Origin of the sequence: Leisingera sp. XS_AS12 (assembly GCF_041224635.1) — a bacterium.
Taxonomy (GTDB): Bacteria; Pseudomonadota; Alphaproteobacteria; order Rhodobacterales; family Rhodobacteraceae; genus Leisingera.
On the sequence record NZ_JBGFGM010000126.1, the window covers coordinates 318,748 to 333,965 of the forward strand.

Below are 15,218 nucleotides of genomic sequence, written 5' to 3' on the forward strand. Positions count from 1 at the left end.
AAAGCGCCCCGTTTTTGCCCCTAGGGGGAAATAGCGGCCGCGCTATCGGCGCTGGCCCAAAGGGAGATTATCCATGACATCCGATGCTCAGGGAAATCGACCGCTCAGCGAAGAAGAGCTTCAGGAACTGGTCGCGTCCTCTGACGCAGGCGCCCGCAATCCCGCCGGGAGTGTCGGCCTGTTCCTCGCTATCGTTGCGGTCATCTGGTCGGTTTTCCAAGTCATTCTCGCCTCACCGGTTTCCAACATGCTGCTGCCGGGCAGCGTGGTGAACAATTCCCGGCAAATCCATTTGGCGTTTGCCATATCCCTGGCCTATGCCGCCTATCCGGCGTTCAAATCCAGTCCCCGTGGTCAGATCCCGATCCAGGACTGGATCTTCGCCATTCTGGGCGCTGCAATCGCGCTTTATGGGTATATTTTCTATCAGAAAATCGTCGATTCCGGCGGGCTTGCCGATGATATGGACAAGTGGTTCGCCCTTGCGGGCCTGATCCTGCTGTTCGAGGCCGCACGCCGGGCGCTTGGTCCGGCAATGGCGATCATTGCCACGATTTTCCTGGCCTATGTCTTCTTCGGCTCTTCCGAATGGGTGCCCGAAGTCATCCGCTGGAAAGGCGCCAGCCTGAAAAAGGCCATGAGCCACATGTGGATCACCTCGGAAGGCGTGTTTGGCATCGCCCTGGGTGTTTCGACAAAGTTCGTCTTCCTGTTCGTGCTGTTCGGCGCGCTGCTCGACAAGGCCGGGGCAGGAAACTACTTCATCAAGATGGCCTTTGGCGCCCTTGGCCACCTGCGCGGCGGCCCCGCCAAGGCGGCCGTTGTCGGCTCTGCCGCAACCGGTCTGATTTCGGGCTCATCCATTGCCAATGTTGTCACCACCGGCACCTTCACCATTCCGCTGATGAAGCGGGTGGGCTTCACCTCCGAGCAGGCAGGCTCGGTCGAGGTTGCGTCCTCGGTCAACGGCCAGATCATGCCGCCGGTGATGGGCGCTGCGGCCTTCCTGATGGTGGAATATGTCGGCATTTCCTATGTCGAGGTGATCACCCATGCCTTCCTGCCGGCCGCGATTTCCTACATCGCGCTGGTGTACATCGTGCATCTGGAAGCGGTGAAGCGGAACATGCCGACCCTGGGCAACCGGGTGGTGTCCATGGGGCGCACCATTGGTGGCATGGCACTGTTCTTTGCGGGCTTTGCCGGCCTGTGCTACGGCGTGCAGTTCCCGGTGCAGTGGATCGTTGCCGCGATGCCGGATGCCTCCGGGCTGATGCTGTCGGCGCTGCTGGTGCTGACTTACATCGGCCTCCTTTGGCTGGCGGCAGGCGCGGATGACCTGGTTCCGGACGACCCCAATTCCGAGAAGGTCGAGCTGCCGGTCGTGTCCGAGATCTACAAGGCAGGTCTGCATTACCTGCTGCCGATCATCGTGCTGGTCTACTTCCTGATGATCGAACAGAAATCGCCGGGCCTGTCCGCGTTCTGGGCGACCGCGCTGCTGTTCGTCATTCTGCTGACGCAGAAACCGCTGAAGGCGATCTTCCGCGGCCAGAATACCGCTGCGAATGCCTTTGTGGAGGGCGTCACTGACCTTTGGAACGGCCTGATCGACGGGGCGCGCAACATGATCGGCATCGCGCTGGCCACGGCCACCGCGGGCGTGATCGTGGGGACCGTGACCCTGACCGGCGTGGGACAGGTGATGTCGGAGCTGGTTGAGTTCATCTCGGGTGGCAACCTGATCCTGATGCTGGTGATGGTCGGACTTCTGTCGCTGGTGCTGGGCATGGGTTTGCCGACCACCGCCAACTACATCGTTGTCAGTTCGCTGATGGCCGGCGTCGTGGTGGAACTGGGGGCCCAGTCGGGCCTGATCGTTCCGCTGATCGCCGTGCATCTGTTCGTGTTCTACTTTGGCATCATGGCCGATGTGACCCCGCCCGTTGGGCTGGCGAGCTTTGCCGCGGCGGCCGTGTCGGGCGGTGACGCGATCCGCACCGGGTTCACCGCGTTCTTCTACAGCTTGCGGACCGTGGCCTTGCCGTTTGTGTTCATCTTCAACACCGACCTGCTTTTGATCGATGTGACCTGGGCACAAGGGATACTGGTGGCGATCTCCGCGACGATCGCTATCCTCGTCTTCACCGCCGGCACCATGGGGTATTTCGTCAGCCGCAACCGGATCTATGAAAGCATTCTGCTGATCTTTGCAGCTTTCGCGCTGTTCAGACCGGATTTCTTTATGGATCGGGTGATGCCGCCGTTCGCCGATGTCCCGCCCACCCAACTGGTGCAGGCGCTCGATACCGCGGAGCCGGGGGCAGAGTTCCGCATCACCGTGGAAGGACCGGATTTCGACACTGGCGAGATCAAGTCCACCACCATGGTGCTGACAGCCGATGGTAGCGGTGGCCAGCAAGCCGTCGACGCCTATGGTCTGCTGCTGCTGGAGGAAGACGGGATGATGAAGCTGGATGAGCCGATGTTCGGCACACCGGCTGCACCCAACCTGGAGAGCTTTGACTTCTATGCCGATGAACCAGTGCAGATCCAGGCAATCCAGGCCCCGGCAAGCCAGCTGCCCAAGGAGCTGGTCTTCATCCCGGCTCTTCTGCTGGTGGCGCTGATCGCGCTGCTGCAACGCGGCCGCGCCCGTGAACAGGAAGGAGTACCGGCATGAGCAAACCCGTTCTTTGCGCATTGGAGCTGAGCGATCGGGAGACGGACGAGAAGGTCCTGATCCAGGCCGCCAAGCTTGCCGATCTGGAAGGCAGCCAGCTGGACGTTCTCAACGTTTTGCCGGATTTCGGTGAAAGCTGGGTGTCGGGCTTCTTTGAGAAGCACCACCATGAAAAAGCGGTCAAGGAAGCGACCAGACGGCTGAGCGAGCTGTGTGACAAGCTTCTGGGGGACGAGCGCAACGCCAAGGTTCGTCATCTGGTTGCGACTGGCACGGCCTATCAGGAAATCCTGAAGGTTGCAGAAAAGGCCGGCAGCGGTCTGATCGTGATTGGCGCGCACAAGCCGGATCTGAAGGACTACCTGTTGGGCCCCAATGCCGCGCGGGTGATCCGGCACTCGGATTGCTCGGTCTTTGTCGTGCGTTGAACCCGCATGAATCCCCAAGACTTAAGGGCGCCTTCGGGCGCCCTTATTCATAACCGGTCATTTCCAGATACCCCTGGCCGCTATGGCTGCCGCTGACCTCGACCGGTCCCTCCCAATATGAAAACTGGGTACCCATCCAACTTTGCGGGTTAAGCACTTGGACTTCCACGGAAAGATCCCGCTCCTCAAGCACGAGGTGCCATCGTGTCGGGATCTCGCGCCCGGCGACTGTAGTTGTCTCCAAAGGCTCGGCCTGAAATGCACCCGGGGCAAGCGCGCTGACGGAGCCATCGGCGCCGATCCAGGTGCCAGATGAGAAATTGCCGTTTTCGCCGCGCAGCACAAACCCCATCAGGCGGTCGCCGCTGTCAAGACTGAGCGAGAACCAATCCCAACCGCTTTGGTCTGCAGCCAATGGCTGGCTGGACCATTCCCGGTCCAGCCAGGCAGAGCCGCTGACCTTCACCGGGCCATCACCGAGGCTCAATGTGCCTTGAACCTGGTAGTCGGGCTGCGAATAGTAGTAGCTGGCCTGACCGAGGTCCGATTTGACTGAATAGCCATCCGCACCGTGGAGGACCAGCGGGCCTTCAGCTTTCAGGTCCAAATTATAATGAAAATCAAATGCTTGGGCTGCGAGGTTGAGTTCTGAAATTCCATCTGATTGTGCCTGCATCCGCCAATCGTCAATCCATGCGGAAAATGGCTGGGCGGTGACCCCGGCCTGGCCGGTGCCGCCGCGGGCAATGCGCTCGGCGAACAGATGCCGATCGCGCGATGTTGCAGCCACATGACCCATCCAGATCTGAGGGTTCTGCCAGCCATCTTCGTTCCCCGGTGCCAAGGCCGAACGAAACAAAGTCCACTGGACACCATATTTGGTGCCATCCGCGGACTGAAGGTTGGCGGTCAAGTACCACCATTCAATACGAAAATCCGGGTGCGGGCCGTGATCTTCCGGGAACTTGAGTGGCGTGTTCGGACGCGGGATAGCAAACCCCTCGGCACGGGAGCCGAGGCCCGCATAGCCCTGTGCCTCTGCGGCGAAGGGCATAGGGAGCAGGAAACAGGCGGCGATGAGCCACGACCTAGCGTTCATTGGCAAATACCTTCAACAAATCCGCGGGGTCCAGTCGGCTTAGCCTCCATGCCGGCAGGGCTGCCGACAGCGCGGCGGCAAGCAGGGCCAGCAGGAAGAGTTGAAGCCAATCATCGGGAAACAGGTACATCGGCAGCTTCCAGCCAAAGGCGGCAACGTTGATGACCGCCAGCAGCGCCCAAGCCAGTGCCAACCCCAGTGGCAAGGCAAGAAGCGCGGTCATGGCCGCAAGCAGAAGACTGCGCAGCAGCTCCGTCGCGGCCAGTTGTCGCCGGGTCAGGCCCATGGCCCAGACCGGCGCCAGTTGAGGCAGCCTTTGCGCCCAAAGGGTCAGCAGGCTGCTGAGCATGGCAAATCCTGCCACCCCGAGAGTCAGAAGGTTCAAGGCGGCGGTAATGACAAAGGTGCGCTCGAAGATCGCGAGTGACCGCATTTTGATCGTCCGCTGATCCGTTATGGCGTCTGCAGGCAGATCAAAGGCGTCTCGTATGGCCTTGGAGACGGGAAAAATCTCTTCTTCGGGTACGCGAAGGCCAAACTGCCGGTTCGGCACGCCGGGTATCTGCGCCAGCAGGGTCGGCAGAGCGACAATTGCCTGTGCGTCAGGATTTCCGAAATCGGAATAGATTCCGACCACTTCTGCGCGCCAACCGGATTGCAATGCGACGGCATCTCCGGGTTTTAAGCCGTGGCGGCGCGCCATTTGCTCATTTATCATGGTTGCTCCACGTCGAAACATGCGATCCCATGCATCGGATTTCGCGTCCAGCAACGGCCAATGATCGCGGTAGGTGGCGTGATCGACTACACCGTAAACACGCAGCGGCAGGCCCTCGTAGCGAAGGTCGGCACGCCGAACAGGAAGCGCGGGAATATCGCGAGCCGCCAGCCAGTCCTGTAACGCTGCCCCCTGGTGATCATTCCGCACAGTCACGTAGAGCTCCGCCGCGAGCCGCTGATCCAGCCAAGCGGTGAACGTGAGGCGAAAGCTGGAAACCATTGTCGTTACGCCAATATTTGCCGCCAGCGCCAACAGGAGCGCCATCAGCGCCAGCGACATGCCCGGCAGCTGTGCGCGGGTGTCCGCCAACAGCCAGCCTGCAAAAGGCCCGCGCGCAAATCGCTGCGCCAGCGTGAGCAACAACGTGATGAGCTGCGGCAAGAGTAACGCCGCCCCGAGCATCAACGCGCTGAGAAATGCAAAACCTCCGAGAAGCCCTTCGGAAACAAGCAAGATTACTGCTCCGAGCATCAGGAGGGCCACCCCCGCAATCGCCAGCAGCCTGTAGGAGCGACGAACGTGCTGGCCGCGCGCCTGCGAGGCAGGCGCAGCGAGCAAGGGCATCTGCCAGACTTCATACAAGGCCTGGGCGCCGGCGACGAATACGCCCGCCAAGGCCATTCCCAACCCGGACAGCACCCAGGTGGGCCGCAGCTCTAAGCCTCCCTCGATTTGCGCGCCGTACAGACCTGACAGGGTGGCGCTGACATCCGGTAGCAGGGCTGCCGCGACAAGATAGCCGCCAGCGAGGCCCAGAAGCGCGGAGAGGATACCAATCGCCATCAACTCCGCTGCAATCAGCAAGACAATCAGGCGCAAGGAAAGACCCAGCCCTCGCAGGGTGCGCAGCATGGCCCGCCGTTGCTCAAGACTGAGCGCGATGCCGCCCTGTACGATGAACAGGCCCACCGCGAAAGACAGCAGTCCAAAAGCCGTTAGATTGAGGTGGAAACTCTCCGTGAGCCGGGCGGTGTCCGCAGCGTCGCCTGATGCATCAAGGCGCAATTCCGGGACCAGTTCGGCAAGAGGCTGAAGGCCGGATCGTTGCGTGGGCAAAAGTTGCAGGTAGCTGATCTGATGCGACTGGTTCAACAGGCGGCCCGCCAGGCTCAGATCCGCGATCAGCAGGTCGCGCGGCACATCCTCAACCGCGCGCATAGGGATGCTGTCCTGCAACCGGGCTAGCCGAGCAGCGGTGTCCGTGTGAGCGAACAGCAGCCCAGGTGGGGTGAGCGCAGTCAAATCCGGGGCGCCTTGTTCTGTTATGAGGGCGGCGGAAAGGGGGTGGCCCAGCAGGTCTATCCCCATGATATCAAATGCTTGATCGCCAAAATTTACGTTACCCGTTAAAACGGGCGTCACCTGCCATCCTGCGCGACGCAGGCGGGCAAACTGGTCAAGTGATATCGAACCTTCCATTGGAACCAGGCGGGCGCCAGCCATCCCTGCAAGCTGTTCTTCCGCTTGTTTGTAGCTCGCGCGTGCCTCTGAATTGATCGCCTGCACTGCGGACCACAGCCCGGTTGCCAGCGCCAGTCCGACCGCCAGAGTCACCAATTGCAGCGGATGCCGCAGCCAGTGGGACAGAAGGGCCAGAAAGGCAGCCCGGATCATTCGATGCGTCCGTGATGCAAGTGCAGCTGCTGATCCAGCATCGACGCAATACTGCGGGAGTGAGTGACCAGAAACAGCGCGGTTCCACTGTCACGTACAAGCTCGAGCATCAACGTCATCACTGTCGCACTGGAGCTTTCATCGAGGTTGCCGGTAGGTTCATCCGCCAGCAGCAAGGTCGGGCGAAGGGCGAGCGCGCGGGCAATGGCTACCCGTTGCTGCTGCCCGCCCGACAATTGGTCCGGAAACCGCGATCTCAGATCCCCCAGCCCAAGCCGATCCATCACTTCGGCTCCCCACTTCGGGTCCCAGCGCTCACCGAGCTGGGCATGCAGGGCGACGTTCCGCTCCACGCTCAGTGAAGGGATCAGGTTAAATTGCTGGAAAACCAACGAAACTTTCGTTCGCCTCAGAGCCGCTCGCTCCCGGTCCGAGAGCGAGGACAGGGCGGTTCCCGCGACGGTGATCTCTCCGGTGTCGAACAGGTCCAACGCGCCGGCTAGGTGCAACAGCGTGCTCTTGCCCGATCCGCTTTCCCCGGTCAGCGCAAGGGTGCGACCGGCAGCAAGCTCCAGCGAGACTCCCCGCAGAACCGCGCTCGTCGGATCCTGCCCAGGATAGGTTTTGGTTACATTGCGGATCGACAAAACCATGGTGCGCCGAACCTCCTGCAGTCCGTTTGTCTGCCATCATTGCACTGAACAGGCTTGTGAAAGGGTTGTCCAGCCTGACGGCCAGCTTCGAATTGACGCGCCAAGAGCGTTGCGAGACAGCTGTTAAGTTCCTAGGTTGGCAGAAATTTATCAAACAAGAGGCAGGCACTCCCGATGACCTTATGGGTGCAACTGATTTGGGGTTCGATCTTCCTCAGCCTTTGCCTGCTGCTGCAGATCGCCATGCTGGTCTGGTGGGGCGCGCAATTGAAACGCTTGTTCTCGCTCTTCGACAAGCCGTTCCACAGATGGCAGTCGGGCTGCATCCTGGTCATCACGATTTTCACCATTCTCGCCAGTCACACGGTACAGGTCTGGATCTGGTCGATAGCCTTCTACCTCAATGGTGCGCTGCCGGATTGGAACACGGCCGTCTACTTTATCCTGGTGACCTATACCACTGTGGGTTATGGCGACGTCGTGCTGGATCCGTCGTTGCGAGTCGGTGCGGGTCTGGCCTCGGTGAACGGCGTTCTGTCGTTCGGGATCAGCACCGCTTTCCTGGTGACCGCGATGGGACGGTTGTTTTTCCACGAAGATCAAGCACCTGACGCGCCTGATTAAAGCACGGGCGCCAGCAGCCTTGCCATGGGGGCCATGATCCGCAGCAGGGGCTTTTGTTGGCTCAGCGGCTCCAGCTCATCGCTTGCGTTGACAAAGTCGCGCTCAAGCATTTCAGCAACGTCGAGGGCTGACGCCTGATCAAACAGCAATGCCATGGTTTCAAAGTTCAACCGGAACGAACGGTTGTCGAGGTTGCAAGTGCCAACGCCGGACAGCGTCTCGTCGACGACAAAACACTTCTGATGCATGAACCCGTCACGATAGCGGTAGATCTGAACGCCCGCGGCCTGAAGTTCATCAAAGAAGGCGAAGCTGGCAAGCCACGGCAAATAATGGTCGACTTTCTCCGGCAACAGGATCCGCACATCCACGCCGCGTAGGCTGGCGTGCTGCAAGGCGGCGCTGACTTCCTGATCGGGAACGAAATAGGGGGAGGCCAGCCAGACCCGTTCCTGCGCGGCGGTAATGGCGGAAAAATACAGCATTGACCCATTGCCCACGGCATCGCCGGGACCGGTTGCCGCGATCAAGGCGGGCCTGTCCTCCGTGCCGGGGTGCGGCTCCCAGTGCAGGTGATCCAGAATTGGTTCCTGCGTGTACCAATGCCAGTCTTCGGCAAAAGACAGCTGGAGCTGCAGCACCACGGGACCGCTCAGCCTGACATGGGTGTCGCGCCAGGGCGATAGGGTCGGGGAGAGGCCGAGGTATTCATCCCCGACGTTGATTCCGCCGGTAAAGCCGATGCGACCATCAACGATGACCGTCTTGCGGTGATTGCGGAAATTGATCCGCATCCGCGTCCAGGGGCGGCGATAGCGTCCCGGTGCCACGAGGTGGATACCGGCGTGTTCCAGTTCCTCGATATAGGCGCGCGGCAGCTGGCGACTGCCGATCTTGTCCACCATCATCCAGATTTTCACGCCGCGTTTGGCGGCGGCCAGCAACCGCGCATGCAGCTGGTCTCCGATGCTGTCCGAACGCAGTATGTAATATTGAAGCAATATATACTCTTGCGCCCCGTCAATCGCTTCGAAAATGCTATCGAAGGTCTGCCGCCCGTTGACCAGCAATGTCATGTCGTTGCCACGGCAGATCTTGAAGCCGGCAATCGCCTCGAAGGGGGCCGGGTTGATGGGCAGCGTCAACGGCGGTTCCGAGAGGGCGCTCGTCTTGGCGCGGCGTGGCAGCAAGGCCCTTTCCGCGGCGCGCCGGGCCCGCCAATACCCTCTGAAACGGTGATCGCCGAACACCATGAAGGCGGGCAACGCGATCATCGGAGCCGAAAGCAGGAAGACGACCCAGCCGATCGCCCCCTGGGGCGTTCGGGACGTGCGCGCTGCCCGTAAGGCGGCAACCGCGGCCACACCCCAGATCACGACCAACGCACCGGTGCTGAGGACGAACCACACCATTCATGCCCCCTTGCCTAAAATCTGAATTCGTACCGAGGCCGTTGCAAGCGGGCCATCAGCTGCGGCGACTGTTGCCAGAATGTGAGTTTCACCGGCCGCATTTGTCAATGGCTGGAAAATTCGCAGCGCTTGTGGGAACTTGTGGCCATGATGATCTTGCCGCCGATACACCGTTGGCCGACAGCCCTGCTGATCGCCGCCCGCCGTTTCAACCAGAAAAACGGCTGGGTCATGAGCAGCCACATCGCCATGTCGATGATGTTGGCGTTGTTCCCATTCGTGTTGTTTTCCGTGGCCCTTGCCGGCACCCTTGCGGGGCTGTTCTCGCAAAACCTCGAAATGGAGCAACTGACCGACCACGTGTTCGGTGTGTGGCCCGCGCCCGTCGCCAAGCCGATCCTGGCGGAGCTCAAGGCTGTGTTGCGCACCTCGAACACTCAACTGGTCACCCTGGGGGGGCTGCTAGCGCTGTACTTTGCGTCCAACGGCGTTGACGCCGTGCGGGTGGCGATGGTGCAGGCCTATCACGACACTGACACGCGCCCCTTCTGGAAAACGCGCGGACTGTGTATCGCACTGGTGATCCTGGGCGGCGCAGGGATCATTCTCGCCGCAACTGTCGAGATCCTGGTGCCACTTTACATGCGCTACCTTGCCGATCTCGTGCCCTTTGCGACAGTGCCGAAGGGGCTGGAAAGCGGGCTGAGCGGCATATTCGCCCTGAGCCTGCCTGTCGGCGCTGTGCTGTCCTTCCATCTCTTGCTGCCGGGGCGGATGCATCGGTGGCAAAGGATTCTCCCCGGCGCGTTGCTGACATTGCTGTTGTGGCTGGCTGCCGGTGGCGGTTTCGCCATTTACGTCAGCAGCTTTGCCCAATATTCCGCGACATATGCAGGACTGGCCGGGGCGATGGCCGCGATGATCTTTCTATACCTCAATTCCGCGATCTTGATCATCGGAGCGGAATTCAACGGGGCCTTGATTGATCTTGCGGACGAAGCCAACAGGGCCCAGGGCTGAATTCGGAAACGGGTGTCTCCAAAGTTTCAACAATAAGGCGGGTCTGCCACAATTCGGCCCAAATGCGTTCCTAAAGGCGGTCTAAACCGGTGACACCACCGACGCTCCAGAAGGACCGACCAAGATGAATGTGCAGACCCCGCACCGCCAGGAAAAGTTGTTCGCAAAATTGCGCAAAACGCTGGAAAACTGGCGAGACCGGGCACCCTTGCGCGTGTACCGGCTGGCGGAAGGCGAGGGGGAGGCCGCGCTCATGCTGCGCCACCTTGCGACGCAATCTCTGAGCAGCCCCCGCCGATTCCGGTTTTGACCTAGCCGCGGAACCCTGTCGCCACGACGAACTTCTCGGAACTGTCGGAGCGTGAGGAGGGCGGCTTCATGTTGACCACCTTGGTGAATTTCTGCTTCAGCAGCTTTTGAAGTTCGCCCTCGGCACCGCCGGCCAGCACCTTGGCAACAAAGGTGCCTCCTTCCTCGAGGACGTCGAAGGCAAAGTAGGCCGCTGTCTCGCACAGCGAAATGATGCGCAAGTGGTCAGTCTGCTTGTGTCCCGAGCTGGCCGCGGCCATATCCGACATGACCACGTCTGCCTTGCCGCCAAGCCATTCCTTGACCTTTTCGTCGGCACCGTCATCCATGAAGTCCAGCTGGTGGAACTCCGCGCCAGCCAGCGGTTCGACCTCCTGCAGATCGACGCCAATGATGCGACCGACGGCTTTGCCCGGCTTTTCCCCAAGGGCGTTGATCCGCTTGACAGCCACCTGCGCCCAGCCACCTGGCGCACAGCCAAGATCGACGACACGCGCACCGTTCACAAGGAACCGGAAGCGATCGTCCAGCTCCATGATCTTGTAGGCGGCACGCCCCCGGTAGCCCTCGGCCTGCGCCCGCTTAACATATGGGTCGTTCAGCTGCCGCTGCAGCCACCGGGTCGAGCTGAGCTTGCGCCCGCGGGCGCTCTTGACCTTCACCTTCAGGTCACGCTGGCCGCGGCCGGATGTATTCTTGCCAGTAGGTGTCTTTGCCATATCGCTGTATTCCGACGGATGCCGGACCCTGAGAAAATCCAAGTAACGTCACATAGGGCATTTCGCCCGGCTTTAGAAGGGGCCGTCTTCCAGAACCCCATCTGCGCTCATCTGCGCATACAGCAGCCCCTCGCGCAGGCCCCGGTCCGCGACCGACAGACGGTCGGTGGGCCAGCAGCGCAGGAGCGCCTGAAGGATGGCCGACCCAGACATGATCAGCGCCTGCCGGTCCTCGCCGATCCGCGGGTCGCGGCGTCGCCCCTGGGGACCCAGTTCCAGGTAGCTGCGGATCACCTTGTCAATCTGGTCGCTGGTCATGCGCAGCCCGTCGACCTTGGTGCGGTCATAGCGTTTGAGGCCCAAGTGTGACGCCGCGACGGTTGTGACCGTTCCGGAGGTGCCGACAATTTGGAAGCCTGCGCGTTTCTGCTCGTCCTTGTAGGGCGCAAAATCAGCCAGGTTTTCCTCGAAGAACCAGCTCATCAGGGCAAAACGTGCCGCGTCATCCTCGACATCGATGAACTGGTCACGCAGCGTTGCCACGCCCAACGGCACGGAGATCCAATCTACCACCTTGGCGGCGGGGAAGGGGGAAGACGCGACCGGGGTGAAGCCGTGATGCAACCGCATGATTGCGGAGGGGCGGTCCCGACGAGGAACAGAGGAAATGTCGATCCACACCAGCTCGGTAGAGCCGCCGCCGATGTCGACCACCAACAGCTGGGTTGTTCTGGTCGAAACCAGCGGCGCGCAGGAGATGACCGCAAGCCGGGCTTCCTCCTCGGGCTGGATGATTTCCAGCGTCAGACCGGTCTCGCGTTTGACTTGCCGGATGAAATCCCGTGCGTTCTTGGCGCGGCGGCAGGCCTCGGTCGCGACGAGCCGCATGCGCTTGACCTTGTTGCGCTTCAATTTTTGCTGACAGATGCGCAATGCCTGAATGGTGCGCGCCATTGAAGACCGCGACAACCGTCCGGTCCGCTCCAGTCCGGCGCCCAGTTGCACCGACTTGGAGAAACTGTCCACTACATGAAAACCGCTGCCCTTGGGCTGAGCGATCAACATGCGGCAGCTATTTGTGCCCAAATCCAGCGCCGCATAAAGCGCGTCTGGATCGGGTCGGGCCGGTGCAGGGGTCTCAACCGCCTTGGGAAACGCGCCCACACCTTTCGAGCGCCTGGGCGCCATGATTCACGCCCTCCGATTATCGTGTTAACTGTAACAATAGGTGGGCAGTCGCCCCGGCGCAAGCGCCTGTCCACCGCGCTTTGCAAAATCCTCGGCTTGCCACATTGCTCATAATTCACATGAATATTTTGGCGGATCGCCCCGGTGGCCTTCGGCGGCGCACAAAGCTAGTGTTCCGGCCAGCAAAACGTCGCACAATCCCATCGGGTTGTCGAAAACCGACCAACCTGCGGCGCGTCAGCGCACTAGAACGAAGTCTATCCAGGCTTAGGAGGAACCCAGCCATGCCCGACGTCACCATCGTTTACTGGCGCGATATTCCCGCGCAGGTTATCGTTGGCAAAGGCCGCCGCGGCGCCAAACGGCAGTTGGAGGAACGCTTCGAACAGGCAATCGATCGCGCTGCGATGAAGGTCAATGCCAAGGACGCCGATGCCTATCTGGCAGAGTGGCGCAAGGCCGCGCCCTTTGCCGCCGAAGGCGACCCGGCTGAGATTGCCGAAGCGGAAGCCTCCCGTCTGGAGCAGGAATACGATCAGGAACGTCTGAAGGCTCTGATCGCAAATGACGGATGGGCATGAGCCTGACACCATTATGGGAGGCCGCGATGGCTTTGCTGAACTTCAAGAAACGTGACACCGGCGCGGCCCAGCCCGTCAGCCCCGAGGTTGAAGCCTTCCTGCAGGGCTACTCGATCGAAGTGATGCCGCGCACTGCTGCGAAGGTCGAGAACTTCCGCGATCTGCTGCCGGCGGATACCCGCGTCTACATCGCGCATATCGAAGGCACCCCGATCGAGGAAATGGTGGCCACGGCCAAGCGACTGAACGCCGAAGGCTTCCCGGTGATGCCGCATTTCCCGGCCCGCATCATCCAGGATGAGGCAACCCTGGCGGACTGGATCGCCCGCTACCAGGGCGAGGCGGATGTAAAGCAGGCCCTGCTGCTGGCCGGTGGTGTGGCAAAGCCGCATGGTGATTTCCACAGCTCGATGCAGCTTTTGGAGACCGGGCTGTTCGACAAGGCAGGCTTCACCAACCTGCATGTCGCGGGTCACCCCGAGGGTAACAAGGATATCGATCCCGACGGTTCAACCAAGAACGTCCTCGAAGCGCTTCTGTGGAAACAGAAATTCTCCGAGCGCACGGACGCGAAAATGGCCCTGGCCACGCAATTCGCATTCGAGGCCAAGCCGATCATCGAATGGGCCAACAGCATCAAGGAAGCGGGCGTCGACATTCCGATCCACATCGGCATCGCCGGTCCCGCCAAGCTGCAGACGCTGATCAAGTTCGCGATCGCCTGCGGCGTGGGCCCGTCGCTGAAGGTTCTGCAGAAACGTGCCATGGATGTGTCCAAGCTGCTGCTGCCCTACGAGCCGACAGAGGTCGTCGCAGAGCTGGCGGCGCACAAGGCCGCGAACCCGGACTTCAACATCACCAACGTTCATTTCTTCCCGCTGGGCGGCATCAAGACCAACGCCACCTGGGCAATCAACAACGGCGGCGCCGCGGCGAAGCCGGTCAACTCCTAAGGATCAACAATGACCCGTACAGTCGTAGAATCAAAAACCAAAACCGCGATCCTGGGCTTTGACGAGCCTTTCTGCGTGATCGGAGAGCGCATCAACCCCACCGGTCGCAAGAAACTGGCGGCCGAGCTGGAAGCCGGCGATTTTTCCACCGTGGAACAGGACGCGCTGGCCCAGGTCATGGCTGGCGCCAACATTCTCGATGTCAACGCGGGTGTGGTTTACAACTCCAACCCCAACCCCAACGAGACCGAACCGCCGCTCATGACCAAGCTGATCGAGCTGGTTCAGGGCCTGACCGATGTGCCGCTGTGCATCGATTCCTCCGTGCCTGCCGCCTTGGAAGCCGGTCTTGCCGCAGCCGAGGGACGTCCGCTTCTGAACTCGGTTACCGGTGAGGAAGAGCGCCTGGAAATCGTTCTGCCGCTGGTCAAGAAATACAATGTCCCGGTTGTCGCCATTTCCAACGACGACACCGGCATCTCCGAAGACCCCGACGTCCGTTTCGCCGTGGCCAAGAAGATTGTCGAGCGGGCTGCCGATTTCGGCATCCCGGCACATGACATCGTGGTGGACCCGCTGGTCATGCCGATCGGTGCCATGGCCACCGCCGGCCAGCAGGTGTTTGCCCTCGTTCGTCGTCTGCGTGAAGAACTGGGTGTCAACACCACCTGCGGTGCGTCCAACATCTCCTTCGGCCTGCCGAACCGGCATGGGATCAACAACGCCTTCCTGCCGATGGCAATGGCGGCTGGCATGACATCCGCGATTATGAACCCGGTCGCGCTGCCCGTGACGCAAAAGAAGATCGCGGAGAAGAAGGCCGAAGTCGAAGCCGCCGGCATCGTGCTGCCGGACGGCATGGATGACGAAACTTTCGTGACCCTGTTCGGCATGGGCTCCACCAAACCGCGTGCGGGTTCTGAAATGGAAGCGATCCGCGCCGCCAACCTGCTCACCAACAATGACCCGCATGGTGGTGAGTGGATCAAGGCCAACAAGGCACCGGCAGCCGCCGGTACCGAGGGCAGGGGCCGCGGTGGTCGCGCCGGAAGCCGTCGCCGTCGCGCCTGAGACTGGGCGTCAAACGGATAGCGAAGCCGGGGGCAATCCCCGGCTTTTCTTATGCGAAGGAGACGCGAGCAGCAGAGGCGACT

General features: G+C 61.0%; 14 protein-coding genes. 8 read left to right on the plus strand and 6 right to left on the minus strand.

The window, feature by feature from the left end; translation table 11 throughout:
- Window positions 1–73: 73 nt before the first annotated feature.
- Together AB9K35_RS21800 and AB9K35_RS21805 are read left to right on the plus strand one after the other, a co-directional pair.
- The gene (locus AB9K35_RS21800; protein ID WP_369929406.1) at window positions 74–2,683 is read left to right on the plus strand and encodes a TRAP transporter permease; all 2,610 of its coding nucleotides are present in this window, start codon (window positions 74–76) and stop codon (window positions 2,681–2,683) included.
- Window positions 2,680–3,111: a universal stress protein gene (locus AB9K35_RS21805; protein WP_369929408.1), complete on the plus strand. Its 432-nt coding sequence runs from the start codon at window positions 2,680–2,682 to the stop codon at window positions 3,109–3,111. Before AB9K35_RS21800 ends, AB9K35_RS21805 begins: the two co-directional genes overlap by 4 nt.
- A 43-nt stretch (window positions 3,112–3,154) precedes the next feature.
- On the opposite strand, the gene AB9K35_RS21810 is transcribed toward AB9K35_RS21805, so the two are convergent.
- From AB9K35_RS21810 to AB9K35_RS21820, 3 genes are read right to left on the minus strand one after another with little or no spacing between them, the layout of a single operon-like run.
- Entirely contained in the window at window positions 3,155–4,165 is a 1,011-nt protein-coding gene (locus tag AB9K35_RS21810; protein ID WP_369929410.1) for a lipocalin-like domain-containing protein, read from the minus strand.
- A 34-nt stretch (window positions 4,166–4,199) separates the two neighbouring features.
- On the minus strand, window positions 4,200–6,605 hold the full coding sequence (locus AB9K35_RS21815; protein ID WP_369929412.1) for an FtsX-like permease family protein: 2,406 nt from the start codon (window positions 6,603–6,605) through the stop codon (window positions 4,200–4,202).
- Window positions 6,602–7,258, minus strand: coding sequence for an ABC transporter ATP-binding protein (locus tag AB9K35_RS21820; RefSeq protein ID WP_369929414.1), 657 nt, complete (start codon window positions 7,256–7,258; stop codon window positions 6,602–6,604). Before AB9K35_RS21820 ends, AB9K35_RS21815 begins: the two co-directional genes overlap by 4 nt.
- 186 nt (window positions 7,259–7,444) lie before the next feature.
- Here AB9K35_RS21820 and AB9K35_RS21825 point away from each other — a divergent pair, with 186 nt between their 5' ends.
- The gene (locus AB9K35_RS21825; protein ID WP_369929416.1) at window positions 7,445–7,882 is read left to right on the plus strand and encodes an ion channel; all 438 of its coding nucleotides are present in this window, start codon (window positions 7,445–7,447) and stop codon (window positions 7,880–7,882) included.
- On the opposite strand, the gene cls is transcribed toward AB9K35_RS21825, so the two are convergent.
- Window positions 7,879–9,294 carry a cardiolipin synthase gene (gene cls, locus AB9K35_RS21830; RefSeq protein ID WP_369929418.1) on the minus strand — a complete coding sequence of 472 codons (1,416 nt, stop codon included), beginning with the start codon at window positions 9,292–9,294 and terminating at the stop codon, window positions 7,879–7,881. The two genes, AB9K35_RS21825 and cls, sit on opposite strands and share 4 nt — an antisense overlap.
- A gap of 147 nt (window positions 9,295–9,441) precedes the next feature.
- On the opposite strand from cls, the gene AB9K35_RS21835 reads away from it, so the two are divergent.
- Both AB9K35_RS21835 and AB9K35_RS21840 read left to right on the plus strand, forming a co-directional pair.
- Window positions 9,442–10,314, plus strand: a complete 873-nt coding sequence (locus AB9K35_RS21835) for a YihY/virulence factor BrkB family protein (RefSeq protein ID WP_369929420.1) — start codon at window positions 9,442–9,444, stop codon at window positions 10,312–10,314.
- A gap of 124 nt (window positions 10,315–10,438) precedes the next feature.
- Entirely contained in the window at window positions 10,439–10,624 is a 186-nt protein-coding gene (locus tag AB9K35_RS21840; protein WP_369929422.1) for a hypothetical protein, read from the plus strand.
- A gap of 1 nt (window position 10,625) precedes the next feature.
- Here AB9K35_RS21840 and AB9K35_RS21845 read toward each other — a convergent pair whose 3' ends face one another.
- On the minus strand, window positions 10,626–11,342 hold the full coding sequence (locus AB9K35_RS21845) for an RlmE family RNA methyltransferase (RefSeq protein ID WP_222453068.1): 717 nt from the start codon (window positions 11,340–11,342) through the stop codon (window positions 10,626–10,628).
- A 72-nt stretch (window positions 11,343–11,414) separates the two neighbouring features.
- Entirely contained in the window at window positions 11,415–12,530 is a 1,116-nt protein-coding gene (locus AB9K35_RS21850) for a Ppx/GppA phosphatase family protein (RefSeq protein WP_369929424.1), read from the minus strand.
- A gap of 284 nt (window positions 12,531–12,814) precedes the next feature.
- Between AB9K35_RS21850 and AB9K35_RS21855 the strand changes: the two genes are divergently transcribed.
- The 3 genes from AB9K35_RS21855 to AB9K35_RS21865 are packed head-to-tail and all read left to right on the plus strand — an operon-like array spanning window position 12,815 to window position 15,135.
- Complete coding sequence (locus AB9K35_RS21855) at window positions 12,815–13,111, plus strand: virulence factor (RefSeq protein ID WP_222453066.1); 297 nt, start codon at window positions 12,815–12,817, stop codon at window positions 13,109–13,111.
- Between the two features lie 26 nt (window positions 13,112–13,137).
- Entirely contained in the window at window positions 13,138–14,064 is a 927-nt protein-coding gene (locus AB9K35_RS21860; protein WP_369929467.1) for a methylenetetrahydrofolate reductase, read from the plus strand.
- 9 nt (window positions 14,065–14,073) lie between these two features.
- On the plus strand, window positions 14,074–15,135 hold the full coding sequence (locus tag AB9K35_RS21865; RefSeq protein WP_222453064.1) for a methyltetrahydrofolate cobalamin methyltransferase: 1,062 nt from the start codon (window positions 14,074–14,076) through the stop codon (window positions 15,133–15,135).
- Window positions 15,136–15,218: the final 83 nt, after the last annotated feature.

Excerpts from the sequence above, each read along its gene's own strand:
- AB9K35_RS21810 (WP_369929410.1), bottom strand. The coding sequence starts at position 4,165 with ATGCCCTTCGCCGCAGAGGCACAGGGCTATGCGGGCCTCGGCTCCCGT.
- AB9K35_RS21850 (WP_369929424.1), bottom strand. The coding sequence starts at position 12,530 with ATGGCGCCCAGGCGCTCGAAAGGTGTGGGCGCGTTTCCCAAGGCGGTT.
- AB9K35_RS21805 (WP_369929408.1), top strand. The coding sequence starts at position 2,680 with ATGAGCAAACCCGTTCTTTGCGCATTGGAGCTGAGCGATCGGGAGACG.
- cls (WP_369929418.1), bottom strand. The coding sequence starts at position 9,294 with ATGGTGTGGTTCGTCCTCAGCACCGGTGCGTTGGTCGTGATCTGGGGT.
- AB9K35_RS21815 (WP_369929412.1), bottom strand. The coding sequence starts at position 6,605 with ATGATCCGGGCTGCCTTTCTGGCCCTTCTGTCCCACTGGCTGCGGCAT.
- AB9K35_RS21800 (WP_369929406.1), top strand. The coding sequence starts at position 74 with ATGACATCCGATGCTCAGGGAAATCGACCGCTCAGCGAAGAAGAGCTT.
- AB9K35_RS21865 (WP_222453064.1), top strand. The coding sequence starts at position 14,074 with ATGACCCGTACAGTCGTAGAATCAAAAACCAAAACCGCGATCCTGGGC.
- AB9K35_RS21820 (WP_369929414.1), bottom strand. The coding sequence starts at position 7,258 with ATGGTTTTGTCGATCCGCAATGTAACCAAAACCTATCCTGGGCAGGAT.
- AB9K35_RS21835 (WP_369929420.1), top strand. The coding sequence starts at position 9,442 with ATGATGATCTTGCCGCCGATACACCGTTGGCCGACAGCCCTGCTGATC.
- AB9K35_RS21840 (WP_369929422.1), top strand. The coding sequence starts at position 10,439 with ATGAATGTGCAGACCCCGCACCGCCAGGAAAAGTTGTTCGCAAAATTG.
- AB9K35_RS21845 (WP_222453068.1), bottom strand. The coding sequence starts at position 11,342 with ATGGCAAAGACACCTACTGGCAAGAATACATCCGGCCGCGGCCAGCGT.
- AB9K35_RS21860 (WP_369929467.1), top strand. The coding sequence starts at position 13,138 with ATGGCTTTGCTGAACTTCAAGAAACGTGACACCGGCGCGGCCCAGCCC.
- AB9K35_RS21855 (WP_222453066.1), top strand. The coding sequence starts at position 12,815 with ATGCCCGACGTCACCATCGTTTACTGGCGCGATATTCCCGCGCAGGTT.